This window comes from Actinoplanes teichomyceticus ATCC 31121, assembly GCF_003711105.1.
Lineage (GTDB): Bacteria > Actinomycetota > Actinomycetes > Mycobacteriales > Micromonosporaceae > Actinoplanes > Actinoplanes teichomyceticus.
The window spans coordinates 6,756,749-6,781,443 of sequence record NZ_CP023865.1; the positions used below are offsets into that span (position 1 = coordinate 6,756,749).

Annotated in this window: 24 protein-coding genes, 3 tRNA genes, 1 pseudogene and 1 riboswitch; of the genes and pseudogenes, 6 read left to right on the forward strand and 22 right to left on the reverse strand. The window is 72.3% G+C overall.

The annotated features are described in order from the left end of the window. Positions 1–658: 658 nt before the first annotated feature. A complete protein-coding gene (locus ACTEI_RS29575; RefSeq protein ID WP_122980650.1) occupies positions 659–2,239 on the reverse strand; it encodes a methyl-accepting chemotaxis protein in 1,581 nt (526 codons plus the stop codon). A gap of 420 nt (positions 2,240–2,659) precedes the next feature. Then, positions 2,660–4,087, reverse strand: a complete 1,428-nt coding sequence (locus ACTEI_RS29580; RefSeq protein ID WP_122980651.1) for an MFS transporter — start codon at positions 4,085–4,087, stop codon at positions 2,660–2,662. A gap of 177 nt (positions 4,088–4,264) precedes the next feature. Between ACTEI_RS29580 and ACTEI_RS29585 the strand changes: the two genes are divergently transcribed. Further along, entirely contained in the window at positions 4,265–4,549 is a 285-nt protein-coding gene (locus ACTEI_RS29585) for a metal-sensitive transcriptional regulator (RefSeq protein ID WP_122980652.1), read from the forward strand. A 48-nt stretch (positions 4,550–4,597) separates the two neighbouring features. Next, the gene (locus ACTEI_RS39240; protein ID WP_122980653.1) at positions 4,598–4,873 is read left to right on the forward strand and encodes a heavy-metal-associated domain-containing protein; all 276 of its coding nucleotides are present in this window, start codon (positions 4,598–4,600) and stop codon (positions 4,871–4,873) included. Between the two features lie 130 nt (positions 4,874–5,003). Here ACTEI_RS39240 and ACTEI_RS29595 read toward each other — a convergent pair whose 3' ends face one another. Then, positions 5,004–5,717, reverse strand: coding sequence for an alpha/beta fold hydrolase (locus ACTEI_RS29595; RefSeq protein WP_164466182.1), 714 nt, complete (start codon positions 5,715–5,717; stop codon positions 5,004–5,006). 235 nt (positions 5,718–5,952) lie between these two features. Next, entirely contained in the window at positions 5,953–6,333 is a 381-nt protein-coding gene (locus ACTEI_RS29600) for a hypothetical protein (RefSeq protein ID WP_122980655.1), read from the reverse strand. 120 nt (positions 6,334–6,453) lie between these two features. On the opposite strand from ACTEI_RS29600, the gene ACTEI_RS29605 reads away from it, so the two are divergent. Next, positions 6,454–6,753 carry a metal-sensitive transcriptional regulator gene (locus ACTEI_RS29605; protein ID WP_122980656.1) on the forward strand — a complete coding sequence of 100 codons (300 nt, stop codon included), beginning with the start codon at positions 6,454–6,456 and terminating at the stop codon, positions 6,751–6,753. A 73-nt stretch (positions 6,754–6,826) separates the two neighbouring features. Here the strand turns inward: ACTEI_RS29605 and ACTEI_RS29610 are convergent, their stop codons facing one another. Next, entirely contained in the window at positions 6,827–7,519 is a 693-nt protein-coding gene (locus tag ACTEI_RS29610; protein ID WP_122980657.1) for a flagellar M-ring protein FliF C-terminal domain-containing protein, read from the reverse strand. A gap of 561 nt (positions 7,520–8,080) precedes the next feature. Beyond that, a riboswitch (cyclic di-AMP (ydaO/yuaA leader) is annotated at positions 8,081–8,268 on the forward strand. A gap of 6 nt (positions 8,269–8,274) precedes the next feature. Here ACTEI_RS29610 and ACTEI_RS29615 point away from each other — a divergent pair. Next, positions 8,275–8,859 (forward strand): C40 family peptidase, encoded by a 585-nt coding sequence (locus ACTEI_RS29615; RefSeq protein WP_187645842.1) that lies wholly within the window; start codon positions 8,275–8,277, stop codon positions 8,857–8,859. A 98-nt stretch (positions 8,860–8,957) separates the two neighbouring features. On the opposite strand, the gene ACTEI_RS29620 is transcribed toward ACTEI_RS29615, so the two are convergent. The 5 genes from ACTEI_RS29620 to ACTEI_RS29645 all read right to left on the reverse strand — a co-directional run bounded on the left by ACTEI_RS29620 (position 8,958) and on the right by ACTEI_RS29645 (position 14,373). Further along, the gene (locus ACTEI_RS29620) at positions 8,958–11,222 is read right to left on the reverse strand and encodes a heavy metal translocating P-type ATPase (protein WP_122980658.1); all 2,265 of its coding nucleotides are present in this window, start codon (positions 11,220–11,222) and stop codon (positions 8,958–8,960) included. A gap of 12 nt (positions 11,223–11,234) precedes the next feature. Further along, positions 11,235–12,206, reverse strand: a complete 972-nt coding sequence (locus tag ACTEI_RS29625; RefSeq protein WP_122980659.1) for a hypothetical protein — start codon at positions 12,204–12,206, stop codon at positions 11,235–11,237. A 2-nt stretch (positions 12,207–12,208) separates the two neighbouring features. After that, on the reverse strand, positions 12,209–12,415 hold the full coding sequence (locus ACTEI_RS29630) for a heavy-metal-associated domain-containing protein (protein ID WP_122982487.1): 207 nt from the start codon (positions 12,413–12,415) through the stop codon (positions 12,209–12,211). Between the two features lie 530 nt (positions 12,416–12,945). Beyond that, positions 12,946–13,551, reverse strand: a complete 606-nt coding sequence (locus ACTEI_RS29635; RefSeq protein ID WP_187645843.1) for a CueP family metal-binding protein — start codon at positions 13,549–13,551, stop codon at positions 12,946–12,948. Between the two features lie 498 nt (positions 13,552–14,049). Further along, positions 14,050–14,373, reverse strand: coding sequence for a winged helix-turn-helix transcriptional regulator (locus ACTEI_RS29645; protein WP_239082082.1), 324 nt, complete (start codon positions 14,371–14,373; stop codon positions 14,050–14,052). 202 nt (positions 14,374–14,575) lie between these two features. Here ACTEI_RS29645 and ACTEI_RS29650 point away from each other — a divergent pair, with 202 nt between their 5' ends. Further along, the gene (locus ACTEI_RS29650; protein WP_122980661.1) at positions 14,576–15,430 is read left to right on the forward strand and encodes an SDR family oxidoreductase; all 855 of its coding nucleotides are present in this window, start codon (positions 14,576–14,578) and stop codon (positions 15,428–15,430) included. A gap of 90 nt (positions 15,431–15,520) precedes the next feature. Here ACTEI_RS29650 and ACTEI_RS29655 read toward each other — a convergent pair. Then, a pseudogene (locus ACTEI_RS29655) lies at positions 15,521–15,745 on the reverse strand (transposase); the annotation flags it as partial. Between ACTEI_RS29655 and ACTEI_RS29660 the strand changes: the two are divergent. Then, positions 15,687–15,899: a hypothetical protein gene (locus tag ACTEI_RS29660; protein WP_145830750.1), complete on the forward strand. Its 213-nt coding sequence runs from the start codon at positions 15,687–15,689 to the stop codon at positions 15,897–15,899. The pseudogene ACTEI_RS29655 and the gene ACTEI_RS29660 overlap by 59 nt on opposite strands. Positions 15,900–16,100: 201 nt before the next feature. Here ACTEI_RS29660 and ACTEI_RS29665 read toward each other — a convergent pair. From ACTEI_RS29665 to ACTEI_RS29715, 11 genes are all read right to left on the reverse strand, one after another. Further along, a tRNA-Val gene (locus ACTEI_RS29665) sits at positions 16,101–16,175 on the reverse strand. Between the two features lie 28 nt (positions 16,176–16,203). Further along, positions 16,204–16,274: transfer RNA gene (locus ACTEI_RS29670), tRNA-Cys, on the reverse strand. Positions 16,275–16,315: 41 nt separating this feature from the next. Further along, a tRNA-Gly gene (locus ACTEI_RS29675) sits at positions 16,316–16,388 on the reverse strand. A 429-nt stretch (positions 16,389–16,817) separates the two neighbouring features. Next, positions 16,818–17,006 (reverse strand): hypothetical protein, encoded by a 189-nt coding sequence (locus ACTEI_RS29680; RefSeq protein ID WP_122982489.1) that lies wholly within the window; start codon positions 17,004–17,006, stop codon positions 16,818–16,820. A 97-nt stretch (positions 17,007–17,103) separates the two neighbouring features. Then, entirely contained in the window at positions 17,104–18,297 is a 1,194-nt protein-coding gene (locus ACTEI_RS29685) for a cytochrome P450 (protein WP_122980663.1), read from the reverse strand. Further along, positions 18,290–19,369, reverse strand: coding sequence for a VWA domain-containing protein (locus ACTEI_RS29690; RefSeq protein ID WP_122980664.1), 1,080 nt, complete (start codon positions 19,367–19,369; stop codon positions 18,290–18,292). The genes ACTEI_RS29685 and ACTEI_RS29690 overlap by 8 nt, the downstream gene beginning before the upstream one ends. Beyond that, entirely contained in the window at positions 19,369–20,337 is a 969-nt protein-coding gene (locus ACTEI_RS29695; protein ID WP_122980665.1) for a vWA domain-containing protein, read from the reverse strand. Before ACTEI_RS29695 ends, ACTEI_RS29690 begins: the two co-directional genes overlap by 1 nt. Positions 20,338–20,437: 100 nt before the next feature. Continuing rightward, a complete protein-coding gene (locus tag ACTEI_RS29700; protein ID WP_122980666.1) occupies positions 20,438–21,349 on the reverse strand; it encodes a DUF58 domain-containing protein in 912 nt (303 codons plus the stop codon). A gap of 2 nt (positions 21,350–21,351) precedes the next feature. Then, positions 21,352–22,344, reverse strand: coding sequence for an AAA family ATPase (locus ACTEI_RS29705; RefSeq protein WP_122982490.1), 993 nt, complete (start codon positions 22,342–22,344; stop codon positions 21,352–21,354). 40 nt (positions 22,345–22,384) lie between these two features. Beyond that, positions 22,385–23,251 carry a S1C family serine protease gene (locus ACTEI_RS29710; RefSeq protein ID WP_122980667.1) on the reverse strand — a complete coding sequence of 289 codons (867 nt, stop codon included), beginning with the start codon at positions 23,249–23,251 and terminating at the stop codon, positions 22,385–22,387. A 172-nt stretch (positions 23,252–23,423) separates the two neighbouring features. After that, complete coding sequence (locus tag ACTEI_RS29715; protein WP_122980668.1) at positions 23,424–24,677, reverse strand: styrene monooxygenase/indole monooxygenase family protein; 1,254 nt, start codon at positions 24,675–24,677, stop codon at positions 23,424–23,426. Positions 24,678–24,695: the final 18 nt, after the last annotated feature.

The following is a 24,695-nucleotide window of genomic DNA, read 5'->3' on the forward strand; positions in this document are numbered from 1 at the left end:
GCCGCCGGTGTCCCCACGTTCGCGGCCGGTGACGTCGTCCCCAGGGCCGGCGGCCGTGTTGCCGGGCGAGCACCCGTACCCGCACTGGACCGACGCGCTCCACCTCGTCGCGTACCCCTTGCTCTGATCCGGCCTGCTCCCGGCCGCCGGCATCCCGGCCCGGCGCGATGCGCACGGCATGGCCGCGGTCAGCCCGGCGAAGGTGATATCAAGGACGCCGCCTGCCGAACGTCGAGCCGGGCGGCAACGCGGTGACGCGGCCGAAGACTTTCGCACGCACCTGCCAGCGGCAACCCGATCGGGTGACGGATGGAACGACCGCTACGGCAAGCTACGCGAATGGCGCGAGGAGGATGGCGCAGCGGTCGCTGATCAGCTGTTCGGGCCTTGTCAGCGCACCGGCGGACGCCCCGGGGATCCAGGCCGATCCAGGACGGGCCGGCGCAGACGCCGTGACCGCGACGTGCAATGCGGCTAGTGCTCCGGTAGCGGAGCGTCTGCTCCGGTAGCGGAGCCGTCGGCGTAGGCGCCGGTCCGGTCGCGGCGGATGACATCTCTCGGAGGTGGTTCGTTTGAGCCAGGTGGCGAGGCAGCCGGCGGTGCGGTCGTCGAGTGCGTCGATCCCCTGGTGGGTGGCCATGGTCCGGCGTCCGGGGCCTCAACCCTCGCGTACGGTGAACCGTCCCGCCACCTCGCGCAGCCCCGTCGCTGTGGCGGTCAGCTGCTGCACCTGGTCCGCGGCCGTCAAGGTGGCGGACGCCATCCGCTCGGTGGAACCCTTGTTAGCCCCAGCGAACGAGCCCACGGCGTCCAGCGCGGAGTGCAGCTCGGCAGTGCCCCCGGCGATCCGCTCGAACGCGCCACGCGCTTGGTCGTCGACCACGGTGACCGCTTCCGCGCTGGTCTTCTGGATCTCGGACACCAGCGCGGCGATGGTCTGGGCCGCCTCCGCGCTCTCCTCGGCCAGGTTGCGCACCTCACCGGCGACCACGGCGAATCCCGCGCCTTGCGTACCGGCCCGAGCCGCCTCGATCGACGCGTTGAGCGCCAAGAGGTTCGTCTGCCCGGCGATCCGGGTGATCGCCTCAACGATCCCCCCGATCCTGGCGGCCTTGTCGTCCAGGTCGCGCATGACCCGGGTCAGGTTGCCTACCGTGCCCACACCCTCGTCAACATAACCAGAGGTCTCCCGGGCCGCCTGCTGCGCCACGGAGATCAGCTCCACCTGCCGCTCGGCGTTGTCGACCACCTCCGCGGCGGCGGAGCGGATCTCGTGGGACACGCCGTCCAGCTCGGCCGAGGCGCCATCGAGGTCGGCGACTGAGCGGTGCACCTGGCGCACCGAGTCGTTCAGGTTCTCGATCATTGCGGTGAAGGCGGTGCCGAGCCGGTCGCCGGTGGACGCGGCCGGGGCGGACACGGCCAGGTCCCCGGTGGCCATCCGCTGCGAGATCTCCGCCTTGGCGGTCAGATACGCGACCATGTCGTCGAAAGCGGCCGCCACCTGGGCTACTTCGTCTTCCGCCTCGACGTGCACCCGCTGGTCCAGCTCTCCACGGGCGATGCCGCGGGCCGCGGTGGCCAGCTGGCCCAGACCGTCAGTGATGCGGCTGGTGAGGATCCGACGTACCACCAGGGCGACGGTCACGGCGGCGGCCAGCAGCACCAGCAGAGCGCCGAACGCGATGATCGCCTGGCGGTCGGCTGACCTGCTGGTCGCGTTCGACTCGGCGGTGTGCTGCTCGCCCAGCGCGGCCAGGCTCTCCTTGAGGCCGTCCCACTGCTCGTCGCCGGCCCCGGCGTCGAACGTCTCCCGGGCCGCGGTCGCCTTGCCCGCGTCCGCGAGCGCGATCTCCGAGGCGGTAGCCGTGACGTAGCTGTCCCAGTGCTCCTCGAAACGGGCAAGGATGGCGCGGGTCTCCGCGCTGGTCGCCAGGGCCCGGTAGTCGCCGAACAGGGCCCGCATGTCGGCGTCCTCCTCGGCCATCCCGTCGACGGTGTCCTTACGGGTTTCCTTGTCGTGCAACGGCAGTGCGATGTACTCCCACTGTTCCTTGCGGTATTTGTTCATCAGACCGCTGATGTCGCCGGCCACCTGCATCGCGGGCACGCCGGTCTTGGCCAGGTCGCCGACCTGGCGAGTGGCTCGCTGCAGGAAAAACGCCGCGAGCCCGGCCGAGATCAGCAGCAAGGCGATGACCATCGTGAACGCGGCGCGCAGGGCGCGGCTGATCGGCATACGCTTCAGCGGAGCGGACAACTTCGTGAGGGACACGTCCTGCTATCGGCGCGAGATCACCTGACCGAAGACCGAAGCCGCCGAGTGACAAGTTTCACCGCGCTGCGCAGCGAGGTGACCGCCCGCACCGCCGGCTTCACGCGGCCTGCCCGAACCCCACACCCGGATCCACCGGGGCCGGAGCACCAGCACCGCAACGGTGATCCCGCGCTCTCATTCTGCTCCCCGAGTGAGCACCACAACAGCAGCGGCTCGTTACCGGACATCCGGTGACGAGCCGTGGCGTGGGTGAGATGGGTGCTGGTGTCGGTCAGGAGCGTGTGCATCTCGGTCGCCTCTTTCGTCGCGGGTAAGCGGGTGGGCCCGGTGCTCCGCCGGAGCCGGTGAGCTCCGGCGGAGCGCTGGGACAGCACCCGGGTGTCATCGGGTGGCCGATGTGTTCTCGGCTTGCGGGGCGGCGGGCGCGCCGTCGCGGCCCTTGAGGGTGACCGCCGCGAGGACCGCTGCCCCGGCGGCGATGCCGGCGGCGCCGAGCAGCGCTGCCGAGTAGCCGTTGGTAAGTGAGGCCGGGTCGCCGAGTTCCTCGGCACCGTGGGCGGCGGCCAGCGCGGTCATGGCGGCCAGGCCGAGGGCGGAGCCGATCTGGTAGCTGGTGTTGACGATGCCGGAGGCGAGGCCGCCCTCCTCGGGGAGGGCGCTGGACAGGGCGGTGCCCAGCGACGGGATGAACGCCAGGGCCATACCGAGGGCGGCGACCAGTGACGCGGGCAGCACGTCGGCCAGGTAGCTGCCGGTGGGGCGGATCAGGGCGAGCCAGCCGAGGCCGGCGGCCAGCACCGCGAGCCCGACGACCACAGTGTTCTTGGTGCCGAACCGTGCGATGACCCGCGGGGCGAGCACGATCATGCCGGCCATGATCAGCACGGTCATCGGCAGCAGCGCCGCGCCGCTGGGGAACGCGCTGAAGCCGAGGACCTGCTGCAGGTAGAGGTTGAGGTAGAACCACATCGGGATCCACGCCGCGCCGAGCAGGAGCTGGGCGAGGTTCGCCGCGGACAGGTTGCGGCTGGCGAAGATGCCCAGCCGCATCAGCGGCTGTCGGCGACGTGCCTGGATGGTCAGGAACGCGGCGAGCAGCGCCGCGGATCCGGTGAGGGTGAGCCATGTCTGCGTCGAGGTCCAACCGGTCTCCGGGGCGCGGACGATGGCGTAGACGGCGGCGGCCAGGCCGCCGGTGACGGTGAGAGCGCCGGCCAGGTCGAGGCTGCCGGGCCGGTTGCCGCCGGCGGGCATGAGCGCCGGGGTGGCGATCAGGGCCAGGACGGCGATCGGGATGTTGAGGTAGAACACCCACGGCCAGCTGACGTATTCGGTGATGACGCCGCCGAGGAACACGCCGGCGGTGCCGCCTGCCGGTGCGGCCGCCCCGTACAGGGCGAGGGCCTTGGTGAGTTCCGTGGGCCGGTTGCCGAACAGCATCATCAGCAGGGTCAGCGCGGACGGGGCGATGAGGGCGGAGCCAGCGCCCTGCACGGCGCGGGCGGCGAGTTCGACTTCGACGGTGCTGGCCAGCCCGGCGGCGGCGGAACCGGCGAGCAGGACGGCCCAGCCGGTGGCGAAGATCCGGCGGGCGCCGTACAGGTCGGAGAGGCGGCCGCCGAGCAGCAGCAGGCCGCCGAAGGCGACGACGTAGGCGTTGAAGACCCAGGACAGATTGCTCGGGGTGAACCCGAGGTCGTTCTGCATCTTCGGCAAGGCAACGCCGATGATCGAGGTGTCCATAATGACCATGAACTGGGCGAGGGCGATGAGCGCGAGAGCCCACCACCGGTGCGGACTGCGGGACATGACCGAACCTCCTTAGTACCCCCAGGGGGTATATGCGTTCGGCGCCATTGTTACCCCCCGGGGGTATTCGGGGTCAAGGCTGCCCACCGATTGACTTTCGAGTCACATCCCTCGACGTGCCGCTTTACCGCGATACCCTAGGGGGGTACGGTAAAAGCGGCTGGAGGGGTCCGGGTCATGGCTCACGGCTACATCAGCGACAAGGACGACTACCTGAAGCGGCTGCGCCGCATCGAGGGCCAGATCCGTGGCCTGCAGCGCATGGTCGACGACGAGGCGTACTGCATCGACATCCTCACGCAGGTGCCGGCGGCGACCAAGGCGCTGCAGACCGTGGCACTCGGGCTGCTCGACGACCACTTGGCGCACTGCGTCGCCGACGCGGCCCGTGACGGCGGACCAGACGCCGACGCGAAGCTGAAGGAGGCCTCCGACGCCATCGCACGGCTCGTGCGGGCGTGATCCGTTCCTCCAGCTCAGCACCGTCAACACGACAGCAAGGAGAAGCCGATGTGCGGCAGCGACACCGCCTGCACCTGCGCCAGCAGCCCCACCACCGAGCCGGCCACCTCGCCGGACGGCACGCGAACGGTGTATCAGATCGCCGGGATGACCTGCGGCGGCTGCGCGGGCCGAGTCAGTAGGCAACTGACCGACCTTCCCGGCGTCCGTGACGTCAGCGTCGACGTCGCCTCCGGTGCCGTCACCGTGACCAGCACCGAGAGGCTCGACGACGACAGCGTCGCCGCAGCCGTCACCGCGGCCGGCTACCAGCTGGTGCGCTGACCGGTCCTGGCACAACGGTCATCGGTGTTCCTGGCGCAAGGGCTCGTGCCGCTCCTGCGCCAGGCCACACCGGTGTGCCGCGCCTCTTACGAGGATGCCGGGCGGGGCCGGCCCGTGACGGCACCGGCGCTCACAGCATTGTTCGCAGGTCAGTGATGAACCGGCGGACGGCGGCCAGGGGCGCGAACCGGCCGGGAACGCCGTAGATCTCGTGCCGCCACGTGCCGGTGGCCTGCGGGTCCGTTTCGGGTCCGGACGGTGGCCGGCTGTGTACGGCGAGCCGCGCCGGGTCGACGCCGATGGTGGTGGCTGGGCGGCGGTGCCGCAGGCCGGTCGCGTAGGCGGCGAGCAGGCGCGGATCGTGGGTGGCCTGCATCAGGCTGCGGTACTGCTCGGGCGTGTCGGCGAGCTGCCGGCTGCGCAGGTAGGCGTCGACACCGGCGCACAGAACCTCTGCGGGCGCGGGGTCGACGGCTACCACGGCGTGGGTCACATAGCGGGTGGCGAACAGGGCCGCCAGCGTCGCCGACGGGCCGTGCCCGACGATCACCGGGGCGCGCCTGAGTTGCAGGCTGTCGATGAGCATGGCCAGATCGTCGACGAGCTCGTCGAGTTCGTAACGCTCCCGGCCGGCGGAGTCCCCGTGCCCGGGCAGGTCGACGGCCACGACGGTGGCATACGGGCGAAGGTCGGCAGCGGTCGGCCACCAGCAGGTCCGGTCGAACAGCACCGCGGGGATGAGGACGAGCGGCCGACCGGATCCGGCCCACAGATCGAAACACCACTGTCCGCCAGCGGCGTCGAACACGTGAGTGGTACGCAGCGGCGGGAGGATCTCGGTCACCGCGGCACCCTCCCGGCCGGCAGGCAACAGGTGTCGGTCGAGCGGTGCGGGTGGCGCTGTCCCGCGGTGAGGGCGGCGGGCGGTAGGGCGTAAAGGTTCACGAAGGTTCCGTTTTCCGCGCAAGGGAACACAGGGACACCACCGCCGGGCGGGGGTGTGACGGCCACGGCTGCCGTGGCCGGGCGGGCATGAGCACGTATCCCCGATATCGGGGCAAGCACTCAGGACCGGTGCCCTATATGCGGCTTATACCGATTTGCGTCAAGGTGACAGTGGGCGTCCGCAAGGCGGTCAGCGTCACCACGGTGGCCGGGGTACTGCTGCCGGCGCAGGCGGTCACCGCCGGGAGGGTGACGGTACCGGTACGTACGCCCGGCTCGGCGACAGGGGCGTTCACCTCGCAGTGCCCGGCTGCGGTGTCCGTCGTCCGGGTTGCCGCGGCGTGCTGCCCGGCCGCGGGGCCATCGTGATGATGGCCGGCGGCAGCCGCGTGGTGTGCGGCGGCTGGCCCGTCGGCGCAATGGGCGCTGTGCACGTGACCGACACCGGCAAGGGTGATCACGACCAGCAGCCAGCGCAGCAGCCACGTCGCTGGCAGCTGCTGGGGTCGGGTCACCGGGCCAGGTTACGACATCGCGGGCGCCTCGGGCGTCGTGTCCCTTCGGCGGGCACGGCGCCGCCGGGACGGGTTCGCAGCCGGCGCCGGTTCATACCGGTGCCGGGTATCTTGCACGGCATGAGTGAGGCGAAACCGGCCGGGCCACATGGGTATTCGGCGGAGAAACAAGCGCTGATGGCCCGGCTGAAGCGGGTCGAGGGGCAGATCCGCGGGTTGCAGCGGATGGTCGACGAGGACACCTACTGCATCGACATCCTGACCCAGATCTCGGCCGCCAAGAGCGCCTTGCACGCGGTGGCGGTCGGCCTGCTCGAGGATCACCTGCGGCATTGTGTGGTGCACGCCGCCGCCGAAGGCGACGTGGACGCGAAGATCAAGGAGGCGAGCGCGGCGATCGCCCGGCTCGTGAAGTCCTGACCGCGGTGCAACCCGCGGGATGTCCCGGCTGTATGTCCGTGAGGCGGGACATGCCTCGGGTCGGCTGTCCGGTTCACCGGCCGGGTCCGATCCAGCCTCGTAGCTGCTGCGCGGCTCCCGCGGGGTCTACCGACGCGATCGCGCGTTGCTGCTTCAGGCCGCGATCGGATGCGGCGGTGACCGCCGAGGCCGGTGGGTGCGGGTCATCCGGCCGGACACGGAGCGGAGCCCGCCGGTGCGCTGCCGCCGCTGTCCGGGTCCGCTGTTGCCGGACGGCCAGCAGCACGCCGCCGATCAGCACGATCAGGGCCGCGGCGACGATAGCCGCCCGTAGTGGGGCACGGGTGTCGATGCCGGACGCGGCAACGGCGGGGGCGGCCGTTCCGGTGTGCATCGGCATGGCGGCGACCGCCAGCCGGTCACCGCGGCCGGCGTCGATACCGGCGGCGGCACCGATCAATTCCCGCAGTCGATCCAGATCGATGGTCGCCGCGGCGACGTCGTCGACGAGGACGGCGACGCCGAGCCGGACGATGTTGCCGGGCACCGCCCAGGGGAGGTTGATGCCGGCGACCGGTGCAGCGGCGTAGCCGCTCACGATCGCCTGCCGCGACGTCGCCGCGGCTGCCGCGTGCGCGGGCACGGCGGCGAGACTCGCGCCCCCGTCAAGAGCCAGCGCCACGACAACAGCAGCCGGCCTGCCGGCACGCCCCGCGCGGCACCCGGTGCCCGCGTTCGCCGCCGACACGGCGAGCCCGTCGTTCATCAGCGTGCCTCCTCACCGGCTGTCGGGACCCGCCGGTGGACCGCCGCCCGTCGTACGGGCCCGGCGGCGTGTCGGCCCGGCCTGCCCCATCGTTCGACGGCACGGCCGGTCCAGACGCCCGGTGGGTGCGGCTCGGTTGCACTGCGGCCGCGGCCACCTCCGGTCGCGTCATCGGATGTAGCCGCCGCAACGCACGTCACCGACGGCCGGCGCAGGAGGCAGCACAGTCGCCCGATCGGTCACGTTCGACGAGCCGCTCGTCGCGCCGGAACGGCGGTGCGGGGGAACACCGACGGGGCCACGCAGAGCAACGGCTCAGCTTTCGTCGTGTTCCCTTTCACAGATCAAGATCACCTCAGTGTCACCAACCCTAAGCACCGCGTGCCGACAAACCTCGCACCGCCCTTCCGAACGGACACGGCCCGATGTGAACGTGACTGTCGGTGAGCGATGGGTCCGGTGGAGGCCGTCGCGGGCTGGGCTATCAAGGAGGGGCGGCGAGCACCTGTTCGCCGGTCGTGCCGATCCGGACCACGCCGAGCCCTGCCCCGGTCCGGCGGCACGAGAGACATGACGAGTCATGAGGCAGTCGGGGGCAGGGACGGGGGAACCACTATCGGTCCTCGACCGGCACGCCGTCCGCGGCAGCCCGGGCGCAGGGCCTTGGGGTGAAGCCGCCACCGCGCGGCCGGGCAATCCTTCGCGCCCGAATCCGACAGCTAACCTCGCAGGCGTGCCGGAGGGATTCCTTCACCGTGCGCGTAAGCACTCTGAGCCGGCCCGCCCGTACCCTGGGGACCGGCACTCTCGCCCTGTCCGTGGGTCTCGGTCTGCTGACCGGCGGGTTCGGCACACCGCAGCCCGCCTCTGCCGCGACGCCGTCCTCGGCGGTCGTCACCACGCCGGTGTTCTCGCAGACCAGCGTGGCGTTGAGTCAGACCGGCATCACCGTCAAGACGGCGGCGTCCCAGGCCGCCAAGTCCAAGGCGGCGGCAAACCGGGTCCTGTCCGAAGCGGCGAAGCACAAGGGCAAGAAGTACAAGTTCGGTGCGGCCGGGCCCAAACGGTTCGACTGCTCGGGCTACACGATGTACGTCTACAAGAAGGCGGCGGGCAAGAAGCTGCCGCACAAGGCCCACCTGCAGCAGCGGTACGGCAAGGCTGTCGCCAAGTCCAACGCCCGCCCCGGTGACCTGATCATCATCCGCAAGGGCGCGCGCGGCACGCACGCCGGCATCTACGCCGGCGGCGGCAAGATGTGGGCGTCGCCGCGGACCGGTAAGACGGTCACCAAGCAGAAGATCTGGAGCAAGAGCTACGTGGTCCGGCGTCTGGTCTGACGACGATGCGACACGCCCGTCCGTGGTTCACGCTCGGGCGTCGCCCAGCGCCGCCCGCACCCGTCCTTGGCGGGGTGCAGGCGGCGCTGTCGTACGACTTACTTGGTGATGCTGGTGAAGCGGCGCAGTCGCAGGCTGTTGGCGACGACGAACACTGAGCTGAACGCCATCGCCGCGCCGGCGATCATCGGGGTGAGCAGCCCGGCCGCGGCCAGCGGCAGGGCGGCCACGTTGTAGGCGAACGCCCAGAACAGGTTGCTCTTGATGATGCGCAGGGTGCGCCGGGACAGGCGGATCGCGTCGGCCGCGGCCATCAGGTCACCGCGGACCAGGGTCAGGTCGGAGGCTTCGATCGCGACATCCGTGCCGGTGCCCATGGCCAGCCCCAGGTCGGCCTGGGCCAGGGCGGCGGCGTCGTTCACGCCGTCACCGACCATCGCCACGACCTTGCCCTGTCCCTGCAGCCGCTTGACCACGTCGACCTTGTCGGCCGGCAGCACCTCCGCGATCACCTCGCCGATACCGACCTGCGCGGCCACGGCCCGGGCGACGGTGTCGTTGTCCCCGGTGAGCAGCACCGGCGACAGGCCGAGCGCCCGCAGTTGGGCGACGGCGTCGCGGCTGGTCGGCTTGACCGTGTCGGCCACAGCCAGCACGCCGCGAGCCTGACCGTCCCAACCGGCGACCACCGCGGTCTGCCCGGCCGCATGGGCGGCGGCGACGGCCCGCTCGACATCGGCGGGCACGCTCAGCCCGGCCTCGTGCAGCAGCGCGGGCCGGCCGACGTGCACGGTGTGGCCGTCGACGGTACCGGCCACGCCGAGGCCTTCGGTACTGGCGAACCCGGTGACCTGCGGCAGCGACGCCGTCTCGGCGGCCGCGGCGGCGATCGCCTGGGCGATCGGGTGCTCGGAGGCCGCCTCGACCGCTCCGGCCAGGCGCAGCAGCTGCTCGCGGTCGACGCCGTCGGCCGGAACCACGTCGACCAGGCTCATCCGGCCGGTGGTGACGGTGCCGGTCTTGTCGAGCACGACGGTGTCCACGGTCCGGGTCGACTCGAGAACCTCAGGGCCTTTGATCAGGATCCCGAGCTGCGCGCCGCGGCCGGTGCCGACCAGCAACGCCGTCGGCGTCGCAAGCCCGAGCGCGCAGGGGCAGGCGATGATCAGCACCGCGACGGCGGCGGTGAACGCGGCCGTCCAGCCCGAGCCGGTGCCCACCCACCAGCCGAGCGTGCCGACGGCAAGGGCGATCACGATCGGCACGAACACCCCGGAGATCCGGTCGGCGAGCCGCTGGACGGCGGCCTTGCCGGTCTGGGCCTGCTCGACCAGCTTCGCCATCTGCGCGAGCTGGGTGTCGGCGCCGATCCGGGTGGCACGCACCATCAGCCGGCCACCGGCGTTGACGGTCGCGCCGACCACCGTGTCGCCGGGGGCGACCTCGACCGGCACGGATTCGCCGGTGAGCATACTTGCGTCCACCGCCGACGTGCCGTCCTCGATGACGCCGTCGGTGGCGATCTTCTCGCCCGGCCGGACCACGAACCGGTCCCCCACCACCAGCTCGGTGACCGGCATCCGGCGCTCGGTGCCGTCGCGCAGGACCGCAACGTCCTTGGCCCCGAGCTCCAGCAGAGCGCGCAGAGCAGCGCCGGCACGGCGCTTGGACCGGGCCTCGAAGTAGCGGCCGGCGAGGATGAACGTGGTGACCCCGGCGGCGGCTTCCAGGTAGATGGTGCCGGCGCCGTCGGTGGCGCCGATGTCCAGGCTGAACGGGTGCGTCATCCCCGGGACGCCGGCGGTGCCGAAGAACAGCGCCCACAACGACCACCCGAACGCCGCGATCGTACCCATCGAGATGAGGGTGTCCATGGTCGCGGCGCCGTGGCGCAGGTTGGTCCAGGCGGCCCGGTGGAACGGCAGCCCGCCCCAGATCACGACCGGCGCGGCCAGGGTCAGCGACAACCACTGCCAGTAGGTGAACTGCCAGGCCGGTACCATCGCCAGCAGCACCACCGGCACGCTGAGCGCGATCGACGTGAACAGCCGGGCCCGCAGCGTACGCAGTTCGTCGACCGGTTGCGCCTGCTCCGCCGGATCCTCACCCGACTGTCGCGGTGGTGGCGGCAGGGTGGCGGTGTAGCCGGTCTTCTCGACGGTGGCGATCAGATCCTCGGCGGTCACGCTGTCGGGGAAGGCGACGCTGGCCTTCTCGGTGGCATAGTTGACGGTCGCGCTCACGCCGTCCATGCGGTTGAGTTTCTTCTCGATCCGCGCGGCGCAGGAGGCGCAAGTCATGCCGCCGATCGCCAGCTCGATCTGGTTCGGGGCCACGGGCAGCGGCCCGGCGACGGTTGCCATGACGCTCTCCTCCTAGTCGTGGGTGTGGCCGTCGGCGCCGTGCCGGGCCGGGCTCGGCGTGGTGGACGCGGCGGCCGTGGCCGGCGTGCCGCTCATCGGGGCGGCGGTGGAGCCGGCGACGGCGGTGAACTCGGCGGTGCGGACCTTCCCGCCGTGCTGGAAGTCCAGGTACAGCCGGTAGGCGCCGGCGGACGGGACTTCCGCGTGGAAGGCGATCGCGGGGCCGGCCGTGGTGCGGCCGTCGCCGGGGGTGCCGTCGGGGTGCACGTGCAGGTAGGCCAGATCGCCGTCGCGCAGTGCGACCAGATGGCCGTAGGCGCCGAGGTAGGGCTGCAGGTCGGTGACCGGCCGGCCGTCCTTGCTGACCGACAGGGTCACCGTCGAGGAGGCGCCGGGTGCGAGGTCGCCGGTGAGGGTGACCGTGTAGCCGTCGACCGTCGCGGTCCGCGCGGTCGCGGGCAGCGGGGTGGGCCGGTAGTCGCCGACGGCGGGTACGTCGGCGCCGAGGGTGAGTCCGTCGTTGCCGGCGGGCTGGAAGTCGGCGAAGACCCGGTACTGCCCGGCGGCGGGCACCGCCAGGGGGATCGACCAGGTGCCGTCGCGGCCGAGCTCGGGGTGCACGTGCTGGAACCCGGACAGGTCACGGCGGACCACGATCAGGTGCAGGTCCTTGTCGTGGCTGGTCGTGTAGGCGGTGACCGGCCGGGAGTCAGGGCCGGTGATCTGGAACCGGAACGGCTGCGGCGTTCCCGTCGACAGGCTGCCGTTGAGCAGGGTGAGCCGGTAGCCGTCCTGGCTGATCTGCAGCCCGGCCGGCAGCGCCGCTGCCGGGGTGTTCTGCTCGGCTGGTGTGCCGGTGTGGCCGCCGTGCGCGGCCGGGGTGGCGGGTGCGGATGCGGGGAAGAGGCTGCCGAGGCCGAGGGCGGCCGTGAACACGGCCGCCAGCCCGATCCCGAAGCCGCCCAGCTTGATGGCGGTGTTCATGACTACCTCGCGAGTTCGTAGCCGGCCCCGTCGACGGCCGCGGCCACCGCGGTCTCGTCGACGGGCTGGTCGCTGGTGACGGTCACCGTGCCGGAGGCCAGGTCGACCTGGACGTCGGTGACACCGGGGATCGCGCCGGCTTCGGCGCTGACGGAGTTGACGCAGTGCGAGCAGGTCATGCCGGTCACGGTGTAGGTCTGGGTAGCCATCACGATCTCCTTGCCGTCGGACGTCAGCGGCGCGACGTCGCCGCCCACCAACAACCATACCCATACCCCCCAGGGGTATCAAGGACCGAGGGGGACGCGTCGCACGCCTTCGGCGGCAGCACCCACGGCGGTGCCCGCCCTGACGATTCCCGCCTGCATGACCGCCAACCGGCGATGCCTCGATGCGCTCCACCGTTGTCGGTGTGACGGTCAGCCGTGCCCGTCGCCGTCGGCCGGTCACGTGGCCACGGCGGGGCAGCCAGGCAGGTCGATCACACGGACGGCGCCGTCGTGGATGTCGGGGTCTGTGCCTGACGGCCGGACTCCGACGGGCACGCGGTGGCGAGCGTATCCGATCGTGATCGCCTCGCCTGGCGTCATGCCCGGGGCCGATCGCGGTGCGGGCCGGCCCCGATGGACGGGCCCGGCCGACGTCAGCGCTGGACGGTCAGTCCTCGGCGCCGGCGACGAGCTCGCCGGGAAGGGAAGTCTGCCGGACCGACGCCGGGCGATGCCATCGGCCGCCGTGGTCAGACGAGTCGTAGCGTGGTCAGACAGGTCGGGGCGTCATCGCCGGTGCTGATCTTCGACTCGGCGGTCTTGCCGTCGGAGGTGATCTGCAGGGTGCCGGTGATGTTGCGCGGCAGCCACAACCCGACGAAGCCGTTGGCGAAGGTGGTACGCGACTCGTCCGCCAGGACTGTGCCGTCGGCGGCGTTCACGATTTTGACCTGTACCTGTTTGCCGGCCAGTTCACCCTTGCAGCCGGTGGGTGCATGGAAAAAGCAGTCGTGGGTCTGCTGCAGGTACGGGGCGACCGACAGGTAGAACCGGTCGGCGGGGATGGGCAGGCTGTGCTCCTGTCCGCCGTCGGAGATCAGCAGTTCACCGGCCCGCACGGACGCCTTCAGTTCGGCTGGGCGCTGCTGCAGGTCCAACCGGTCGAGCTGGTCGATGACCTCGACCGTGCTCTTGCCCGCCAGGCCGTAGCGGGCCAGCAGCGGCTGCGCCTCGGCCGACGCCGCCGCGGTCGCGGTCGCGCGGGCCGGTCCCGCGACGGGCGCCGCATCGCCGGCGCCGGCGCAACCTGCCATCGCCAGGACCGACACCGCACCAACAAGGAGAAGCCGTCTCATACTCACGATTCTCCATCCGCAGTCGGTCACACGGTCGATCAGGCGCGCGGGTCAGGACCAGGACAGGCCTTCTTTCCGCTCTGTGACCGCTTCCCGGCAGGCAGGCACCGGAGTCCTGGCCCTTGCCGGGTGGCTCAGGGCATCGATGCGCTGGCGATCATCAGCGGCCACGGGGGCAACTGGAGCAGGGCATGCTGATCGCCGCGCAGATCGGCGCCAAGGTCGCCAAGAGCGAGATGAGCTGGGGCTGAACCATGACCGGCTTCACCACCTCGACCGCACCCGCTGACGTGGTCCGCCGCCAGTACCTGGCCTCGGCAGCCGGGGACCTCGACGCGCAGCGTGCCACCCTGGCCCCCGACGTCGAATGGACCGAGATGGCCGGCTTCCCGCTCGCCGGCACGTACCGCACCCCCGAAGGTGTGACCGGCGAAAGGCACGGCCCGGCTGGGGTGGCCGGGTCCCGGCGAGGTCACCTCGCTTCTCCGGAGGCGCCCGCTATTTTGTGGTGCGTTCGTCGTACTTCTTGCGGGCGTCGACAACTTCCTCGATGTGCTGCGTTGACCACTCGGTGAGCGCCTTCAGGGGCCCGCGCAGGGTCTGGCCGAGCGGCGTCACCTCGTACTCCACACGGATCGGCGCCTCCGGATACACCGTCCGCAGGATCAGCCCGTCGCGTTCGAGCGTGCGCAGCGTCTGGGTGAGCATCTTCTCGCTGATCCCCCCGAGCTGCTGCCGCAGCTGCGTGAACCGACGCGCCCCATGCCTGCCGAGCTCGCCCATCACCAGGACAGCCCATTTGCTGCCGATCTGGTCGAGCACGTCACGCGACGGGCAGCCCCGCGTATACGGGTCCCACGATGGTGTGGACTCGCTCACTTCCCGGATCGTCGCCACAAACCTCACCTGGATTCTTTCGCCCGGGTGGGCACCTTACCCGAAAGTTCGCCCTTACCGAAGGAGAGCGACCAGGTCATCGTGGGTTCACGTCGCGGAAGGCCTGCGGCAGAAAGGTGTAACCGCCATGTCGATCGTTGTCACTGCAGCCTCCGGAAATCTGGGCCGGCTCACCGTCGAAGCGCTGCTGAGCCGTGGGGTGCCGGCCTCCGAGATCGTCGCGACCAGCCGTGACATCAGCAGGATTAAGGACTTCGCCGACCGCGGTGTCGAGGTCCGCCGAGCCGACTTCGCGGAGTCCGACAGCCTCCCCGCAGCCTTCGAGGGCGTGGACAAGCTTCTGCTGATCTCCACCACGACCCCGAGCGAGCGCGTCGCCAACCACCGCCGCGCCATCGACGCCGCGGTGGTGGCGGGCGCGTCGCTGGTCGCGTTCACGAGCATGCTGCACGCGGACACGTCCACCACCAGTCTTTCTCCCACCCACCGGGCCACGGAGGAGTACTTGCGCGAGCGCCTCCCCAGCGTGATGCTGCGCAACGGCTGGTACCTGGAGAACTACACCGACCAGCTCCCTCAGGTACTGCAGGGCGGAGCGCTCGTCGGGGCCGTCGGCCAGGGCAGGATCAGCGCTGCGACCCGAGCTGACTACGCCGATGCCGCCGCGGTCGTGCTGACTACCGAAGGCCACGACGGCAAGGCGTACGAGCTGGGCGGCGATGAGGCCTTCACCCTGACGCAGCTGGCCGCGGCGATCTCGGCCGCGACGGGCAAGCGGATCGGCTACACCGATCTGCCGGTCGACGAGTTCGCCCAGGTGCTGGTCGACGCGGGCGTGCCCGCCGAGCTGGCGCAGGTCCTTGCGGACGCCGACCGCGCCATGAGCCACGACGAAATGTTCACCGACTCCGGCGACTTGCGGCGCCTGATCGGACGGCCGACGACGACCCCGGCGGAAGCCATCGCCGCCGCCCTCCGCTGACCGGGCGGCGCTGCGCCGTCCCGCCTGATTGTGACAGCGAGAACCGGGTTCCGTCCCTCCTTGCGTGATTGATCCTGCCTTTACGCTCGGGAGGACGCGTTTTCGGAGGAGGTCGAAGTTGGCTCGGCCGTACATCTGCCGTTTGAGCATTTTGATGCGGTTGACGTTGCCTTCGACGGGGCCGGAGCTGAAGGGCAGGCGGAGGCCAGCAGTGACCGCGGCCAGGTCGGACTTCACGCCGTTGATGAATCGGTTGATGCCGGGCAGGTCCGCTTCTTCCGCGGTGCTGATCGGAGTCAGTGAGGCGACGACCATGCTGGCGGGTCATGATCTCGCCGAAGGAGCGGACGAGTTCTGCCGCGGTGCGTACTCCGGGGGCGCGACCGAGGACGGCATGCAGTCGGCTGGTGTCGTGCTCGGTGACGTTGTCGGGATGTCGGCATATCCAGCCGGTGACCTGCCGCGGTGACAGCAGGCGCCCACACCGCCGCCAGCCGCCACCGACGGCTTCACGCGGCCTGACCGCACCACCCTCCCGGATCCCCGGGGCCTGGAGCACCACCACCGCAGAGGTGATCTTGCGCTCCCATTCTGCTCCCACAGTAAGCGCCAAAACAGCAACGGCTCGTTACCGGAAATCCGGTAACGAGCCGTTGACCTGCACAAGCTCTGGTGGGCGATACTGGGATCGAACCAGTGACCTCTTCCGTGTCAAGGAAGCGCGCTCCCGCTGCGCCAATCGCCCCAGCTCCGGCTTCCTGGGAAGCCTCGCGAGGTGGAGACGGGATTTGAACCCGTGTACACGGCTTTGCAGGCCGTTGCCTCGCCTCTCGGCCACTCCACCGAGCAGGCCGGTGCCCAATGGAACCGGCAACAGCCTCTCCGAGCGGACGACGGGATTCGAACCCGCGACCCTCACCTTGGCAAGGTGATGCGCTACCAGCTGCGCTACGTCCGCGTTGCCGCCCGGTTTCCCTGGCGACGGATGAAACCTTAGCCGAGCCGTCGGCCGGATGCCAAAGCGGGTCCCCTCCATCGGGTCCGCCGGCTGCTCGACCACCCGCCCAGAACCACCATTTTCCCTGGTCAGAGGGCACAATGCGGGGGAATCGGAGCACTGGCCGACCTGACCGGCGACCGCGCCGCCCCGCGCCGGGGGCGCGACCGGCGGGCCGCCACGGGCCCGGACACCCGGCCCGGCCGACCGGGCACGGCCGCTCGCCGGCCCCGGACACCCGCCCCCGCCAACCGGGCACGGCCGCTCGCCGATCCCGGACACCCGCCCCCGCGAACCGGGCACGGCCGCTCGCCGGCCCCGGCACGCGGCCCGCGCTCCTGGCCCGGCCGGGGTCCGGGGCACGCGGCGGCCCGCCGGTCCGGCACCGGCTCAGTGCGCGTCCCCGAGCAGCCGGCGCACCTCGGCGATCAGTTCCGCCTGGAACGCCGCCACACTCCCGTCCACCACGCCGATCCGGTAGTCCGGCCCGGTCTCCGGGTGGTCGGCCAGGGCCGCGTCACGGCGGCCGGCCGAGCCGTCGGCGTGGCCGGCGGCGTACGCCTGAATTGCTTCCTCCATCGGGGCCTCCTCGAACACGCGCGCCAATCTCGCACGCCCGGGGGGCCGGGCGGGCCATCCGTTCGACCGATCCGGCCGGGGAAACGTCGGACCGGGGTCAGGCCGCCAGGCGGATCTCGGTGAAGGCGCGCAGCACGAAGGTCGGGCGCCGCGGCGGCTCGGCGGCCAGGGTGAGTTCCGGCGTCCGCTGCAGCAGGGCGGCCAGCGCGGCCCGCAGCTCCAGGCGGGCGAGCGGGGCGCCGAGGCAGAAGTGCAGACCGGCGCCGAAGCCGAGGTGCGGGTTCGGGTCCCGGCCGACGTCGAAGGTGTCCGGGTGCGCGAAGACCGCCGGGTCGCGGTTGGCCGCGCCGAGCAGGGCGGCCACCCGGTCACCGGCGGGCACCGCGACGCCGCCGACGACCACGTCGGTGGCGGCGGTGCGGACGAACATCTGCAGCGGCGGGTCGTACCGGAGGAACTCCTCGACCGCGGTCCGGACCAGACCGCGGTCGGCGAGCAGCCGGTCCCACTGCTCGCGGTGGCGCATCAGCGCCACCACCCCGCTGCCGAGGGCGTTCACCGACGCCTCGTGCCCGGCGTTGAGCAGCAGGATCGCCGAGGCGACGAGTTCCGGCCCGGTGAGCCGGTGCGCGGCGTCGCCGGCCGCGACAAGGTGGGAGATCAGGTCGTCGCGCGGCCGCGCGCGGCGGGCCTCGGCCAGGTCGGCGAGGTAGTCGGCGAACTCCCGGCAGGCGGTGAGCGCGGCCCGCTCGTCCGCCCGGGTACGGGACATCTCGTACATCCGCACGATCGCCGCCGACCACGGGCGCAGCCGGTGCCGATCGGCCTCCGGCACCCCGAGCAGTTCCGCGATGACCGTCACCGCGAGGGGTTCGGCCAGGTCCGCGAGCAGGTCGAAGTCGCGGCCGGCCCGGTCCAGCAGGGTGTCCGCCTCGGCGGCGATCGCCGGGCCGAGCCGGTCCACGTGGCCGCGCCCGAAGGCCTGGGCGACCAGCGACCGCAGCCGGGTGTGCACGGGCGGCTCGTTCTCCATCATCTGGTTGCGGTGCAGCGTGTTGAACGGCTCCCAGACGTCGGCCGGCCGGCGGTCGGTCCAGAACCGGCCGAGCCCGCGGTTCCGCAGCACCGCGCCGGCCTCGGCGTGCCCGGCGGCGAGCCACTGGCCGGTCGGTTCGTGCCGGCTCAGCGGGGCCCGCGCCCGCAGCCGGGCCAGCGCCGGGTACGGGTCGTCCAGGAACCCCGGGTCGGCGAAGTCGAGCGCGGCTCGCGGGCCCCGGCCGGGCTCACCCACGGCGTCGCACCGGCGGCGGCGCCGGTCCGGGCGCGCGGTGCGACCGGAGCGAGAGCCCCGTGCCGGCGATCACCAGCAGCGTCCCGGCCAGCACGAACCAGAAGCTGATCTCGACGTCCGCCTGCTGCAGGCCGATCTCCCGGGGCAGGTCGCCGAGCACCCCGTCGAGCTCGTCGGCGTCCTGGGCCTTGAAGTAGCGGCCGCCGGTCAGGTCGGCCACCCGGGTCAGCGCGTCCTCGTCGATCTCCTGCACCCGGCCCGGGCCGGCGCCGAACCCGCCGCGGAAGCCGCCGGTGAACGCGTCCACGCCGGCCTGGTCGGGGGTGCAGACCATCGGGGACGGCTCGGTGGTGCCGAACCCGATGGTGAAGACCCGGACCCGGCGGGCCGCCGCCTGCTCGGCCGCGGTGACCGGGTCGACGCCGGTGGTGTTCGAGCCGTCGGTGAGCACCACGATGGTGTCCGGCTCGAAGTCGCCGGCCGGGTCCGGCGTGGCGGCGCCGAGGTCCACCCCGGTCGCCGCCACGTCCGGGTTCATCTCCGCGATGGCGTCGATCGAGGTGAGGATGGCCTGCCCGATCGCGGTGCCCCGGGCGGTCCGCAGGGCGCCGATCGCGTCGAGCAGCTGGTCCCGGTCGGTGGTCGGGGCGACCAGCAGGCCGGCGATCCCGGCGAACGCGACGAGGCCGATCTTCGTGCCGCCGTCCTGCGACCCGACGAAGTCGCGGGCCGCCTCGACCGCCGCGGACAGCCGGTTGGGTGGCACGTCGGTGCTGCACATCGAGCCGGAGACGTCGATGGCCAGCAGGATCGAGGTGCGCTCGGCCGGCACCGTGAGCCGGGCCTGCGGCCGCGCCACGGCCCCGGCCAGGGCCGCCAGACCGGCCAGGAACAGGTATGTCGGAAGGCGGCGGTGCCAGGCGGACCGCCCGGGCAGCGCGGCCCGGATCAGCGCGACGCTGGAGACGGTGACCGCGGTGCGCCTGCGGCGCCGGTTCAGCCACCACCGGGCGAGCGGCAGCAACGGTACGACCACCAGGGCCGCCAGCGCCCACGGCCAGTGGAACGACATCACACGATCCTCCCCTGCCAGCGCGCGCCGAGCAGCCCGCCGAGCGCCAGCAGCAGCAGGGCGGCCCCGGCGAACGGCGCGGTCAGCTCCAGCGGCTCCCGCTTCGTGGTCAGGCGCAGGTCGACGGACCGGGTGGCGTCGGCCAGCGTGTCCGCGTCCCCGGCCGGGCGGTACGCCCCGCCGGTGGTCTGCGCGACCGTGGTCAGCAGGCTCTCGTCCAGTGCGGTGCTCAGCTGGTAGCCGTCCACCTGGACGGTCGCGCCCCGGGCGGTGCCCACGCCGACGGTCTGGATCCGCACCCCGGCCGCGGCGGCCAGCTCGGCGGCGGCCACGGCGTCCGGGCCGCCGGTGTCCTCACCGTCGGAGAAGAGCACGATGGTCGCCGACGGCCAGTAGCCGAGCGCGCCGGGCTCCGGGGCGGCGCCGTTCTCCGGCAGGCTGACCGGTTGGCCGGTGATGGCCCCCAGCCCGACCAGGATGGCCTGGCCGAGCGAGGTGCCACCGCTCGCCCTGATCCGGGCGATCGCGGCGGCCGCGGCGCGGTGGTCGCCGGTCGGCGCCTGGGTGAGCAGCGCCTGGTCGCCGAAGACCAGCACGCCGACGTCGACGGTGCCCGGCTGCTCCTCGACGAATCCGGTGGCGGCGGCCTGGGCGGCGGCCAGCCGGGTCGGGGTGACGTCGGTGGCGGCCATGCTGTTGGAGATGTCGAAGGCCAGTAGAACGGTGCCGGCCACCCTGGGCACGCCCACCTGGGCCTGCGGGCGGGCCAGGGCGACCAGCAGGACGGGCAGGGCGGCGAGCAGCAGAGCGTACGGCAGATGGCGCCGCAGGCGCCCGCCGCCCGGTGTGCCGAGACCGGCCCGCCGCAGCGCGGCGCGGCGGCGCCGCTGCCACCTCGCGTAGCCGGCGACCGCGCCGCCGGGGACCAGCACCGCGAGCACCAGCACGGCGGGATGCAGGAAGCTCATCGGCGCCTCCGCCCGGCCGGCCGGCCCGCCCCGGCGACGCCGCCCGGGAGATCCACGACATCGTCGCGCACTCCCTCACCGTCGTCCGCGGGCCGCCGGCTCATCGGCGCCCCCGGCCGGCGGCGCGGACCATCTGGACCAGGGCGGCCATCAGGTCCTGGTCGGTGGTGATCCGGTGAGCGGCGACCCCGGCCCGGCGCAGGGCGCCGGTCAGTTCCGCCTCGCGGGCGTCGGCCTGGCCGGCGAGCCGGCCGCGCAGCAGCGGGTCGCCGGTGTCGACCAGCAGCTGCTCACCGGTCTCGGCGTCCTCGACGACGATCACGCCGAGGTCGGGAAGGTCCAGCTCGGCCGGATCCACCACGCGGATCGCCACCACCTCGTGGCGGTGGGTGAGCATACCGAGCGGGCGCTCCCAGCCGGGCTCGCCGATGAAGTCGGACATCACGAAGATCAGGCTGCGCCGCCGTGCCGTGGTGGCCGCCGCGAGGCGGAACATCGCGGCCAGGTCGGTGGTCGCCCGGGCGGGCTTGCGGCCCCGGATCCGCCGCTTCGCCGCCACCGGCGCGGGCGCCAGCAGCTCGTGGGCGATGCGGAGGATCTGGTCCCGTCCGGTACGCGGCGCAAGCACCCGCTGCGCGGCGTTGTCGAACAGGATCGCGCCGACCCGGTTGCCGCCGCGGGACACCAGCCTCGCCAGGCTGACCGCCAGCTCGGTGGCGACCGAGTCCTTCCCGGGGCCGCCGAACCGCATCGAGGCCGACCGGTCGACCACCAGCCAGGCGGTGAGCTCGCGGTCCTCGGTGTACTGCCGGACGAACGGCTCGTCGAGCCGGGCGGTGACGTTCCAGTCGATGTGCCGGACGTCGTCCTCGCCGGTGTAGGCGCGCAGGTCGGTGAAGTCGAGGCCGGCGCCGTGCCGAACCGTGCGGTACGCGCCCCGCAGCCGCCCGTCGAGGCGGCGGCCGAGTCGCCACTCCAGGCGCCGCAGCAGCCGGTCGGGAGGGGTGGCCACGGTCAGCGGCCCCGGCCGGCCGGGTCCGGGACCGGCAGGTTCGCCAGGATCTTGGACAGGATCAGGTCGGCGGTGACGTCGTCGGAGAGCGCCTCGTAGGAGAGCACCATCCGGTGCCGGAGCACGTCCAGGGCCAGGCCGGTGAGATCCTCCGGGACGACGTACTCCCGGCCGCGGAGGTACGCCAGGGCGCGGGCGGCCAGCACCAGGCTGATCGAGGCGCGCGGGCTGGCGCCGAAGGTGACGTACCGCGCGAGGTCGGCCAGGCCGGCCCGGGCCGGGTCGCGGGAGGCGTTGGCCAGCTGGACGGCGAACTCGATCAGGGACGGGTCGACGTACACCCGGTCGACGGCCTGCTGGAGCCCGACCAGGGTGGCCGGGTCGATGATCCGCTGCAGCACGGCGGCCGGGGCGAGCGCCCGCTCCACCACCACGAACTCCTCGGTGGGGCTCGGGTAGCCGATCACCACCTTCATCATGAACCGGTCGACCTGGGCCTCGGGCAGCGGATAGACGCCCTCGTTCTCGATCGGGTTCTGGGTGGCCATGACCAGGAACGCCTCGGGCAGCCGGTGGCTCTGGCGGCCGATGGTGACCTGCCGTTCCTGCATGGTCTCCAGCAGCGCGCTCTGCACCTTGGCGGGCGCCCGGTTGATCTCGTCGGCCAGCAGCAGGTTGGTGAAGACCGGGCCGAGCTGCACCTGGAACTCGCCGGTCGGCTGGTGGTAGACCCGGGTGCCGACGATGTCGGCGGGCACCAGGTCCGGGGTGAACTGGACCCGGTGGAAGTCGCCGCCGATCGCCGCGGCCAGCGATTTCACCGCCAGGGTCTTGGCCAGCCCGGGGACTCCCTCGACCAGGATGTGGCCGCGGGCGAGCAGCGCCACCACCAGACGTTCGAGCAGGACGTCCTGGCCCACGACGGCCTTCTTGACCTCGTAGAGCACCTTCTCGATCGGTCCGGCGCCGGCCGCCGGCGCATCGGTCCAGCTCATGTGTCCCGCCCCTCGGTTGCGTCTGGCCTGCTGTCGGTTCTCACCGCGGCGGCGCCCGGCCGTCGCCGTCCGGCCCGCCACCGATGGCCGCGCCGATCGGCACGGCGAAGCCGATGCCGATGAAGGTGCCCGCGTCGGTCGGGTTGGCCAGGGCCACCACGATGCCGACCACCTGACCCCGGTCGTTGATCAGCGGTCCGCCCGAGTTGCCGGGGTTGACCGCCGCGTCGAACTGGATCAGCCCGGCGAGGTCGTCCTGCTTCTCCCGGTTCAGCCGGCGGTCCAGCCCGGAGACGACGCCGCTGCTGGTGGAGTCGACCAGACCCAGCGGGTTGCCCATCGCCACCACCGCGTCGCCGACCCGCACGCCGCCGCCGAGCACCGCCGGGACCAGTGTCTCCGGCAGCGTCGCCGGGGTCAGCGTGGCGATGTCCCGCTCCGGGTCGCCGACGGCGACCCGGGCGGCCGACGTGGTCCCGTCCGCGTACGTCAGCTTGATCGTCTCGGCCCCGTCGACCACGTGGAACGCGGTCAGCACGGCCCCGTCCGCGTTCGCGATCACGCCGGTGCCGGTCGCCGACTCCAGCGCTTGGCGCGCGTCGTGGCCGGTGGTCCGGATCAGCACCACCGACGGCCGCACCGCCCGGTAGACCTCGGGGACGCCCAGCGGCCCCGCGGGGCCCGACGGGGACGGTTGCGGCGCGGCGGCCGGCAGCGTCCGGTCGCCGCCACCGCGGACCAGGACCACCACGGTCAAAGCGACGGCCCAGAGCACGGCCACCGCGATCAGCGCGCGACGGCGGAGCCGCGGGGTGTTCCAGCCGCCGAGCGCGCTCAGCCGGCTCGGGGCCGGCTGCGGCGCGGCGGGCTCCGGGGGCTCCGAGCCGTCCGGCCGCAGCACGGTCATCACGGCACGACCGCCACACTCAGCATTTCTCGACCCTAGAAGCGATTCCTCGGAAATCGCCGTGAACCCGCCAATGGTTTCCGGTACGCGAGATCGCCCATTTGCCCTGACAACCGGCATCTCGCCGCGGCCCGCGCCGGCCCCGGGCGGGACCGGCGCGTACCGGAGGAGATCACCCGGCGTCGCTGACCTCCGCCAGGTAGGCCGCGGCCTTCTCCGGGTCGACGAACCAGTTGAGGAAGTCGTTCGGGTCGGCGAAGCCGGCCGCGAAGCGGCGGGCGATCCGCTCGTTGTGCGCGGCGGCGCCGAGCACCTGCTGCACGTGCGGCGGCAGCGGTTGCAGCATGGCGTTGGTCCAGCCGGTGACGGCCTGGCCGTGCGCGGTCCAGAAGCTCTCGAACGTCTCGGTCATCCACCGCTCGTCGAACGGCTGCTCGCCGCGCGCCAGGATGGCCTGCAGGTAGTGGTGCGCGGCCTTGGCCGCGGTGTTGCTGCCCTGCCCGGTGATCGGATCGTTGGCGATCACCACGTCGGCCAGGCCGAGCACCCGGCCGCCGCCGGGCAGGGCGGCGACCGGGCGGCGGACCGTGGGCGTGTACCGGCCGTGCAGGGTGGCCTTGCCGTCGGTGAGCCGCACGTCGCCGGCGCGCTCGTGCACCCAGGGCAGGTACTCGCGGATCAGGTCGAGGGTGATCGCCAGGTGCTGCTCGGGGGCCATCCGGCCGGTGTGCCCCGCCCAACGGTCCAGCGGCCCGCCCGGGACCGCCTCCCAGAAGAGGATGTCGCACGGGCCGGTGTGGGTCAGGCCCGGGATCACGAACAGCTCACCCAGACCGGGTACGGCGTGGAAGCCGACGTGCGGCACCGGCCACGTCGGATCCGGCTCCAGCCCGTGCACGTACGCGACGGCCAGCCCGCGCTGCGGCTGCGCGTACGGCGAGCGGCTCGGGTCCCGGTCGAACATCGCGACCAAGTCGCCCTTGCCGGCCGCGACCACGGTCAGGTCGTACCGCCCGAGCTGGGTGATCGCGTCCAGGTCCTGGGTGGTGACCGCGTTGTAGATGACGTCGACGCCGCGCTCCTGCGCGTCCTCCAGCCAGCGGGCCATCTTGATCCGCTGGTCGGTGGACTGGCCCGGCCGGTCCAGTGGCGCGGTGATCTGCAGGGCCAGCTGCCCGGGCGGGGCGGAGAGCGCGACCCGCAGGCCGTTGATCGGTGGGGCCACGCTCTCCCAGTGGTTCAGCCCGTAGGCCCGCTCGGTGCTCAACGAGAGGTCGAACATCGCCTGCGTCGAGGTGATCCAGCCGGTACGGATCTCCTCCGGGGTGCGCGCCGACATGAGGGTGACCTCGTAGCCCTCGGCGCGCAGGCTGAGGGCGAGCTGGAGACCGGCCTGACCGGCCCCCACGATGAGGATCTTGCGCAACTCACTGCCTCCTGTAGA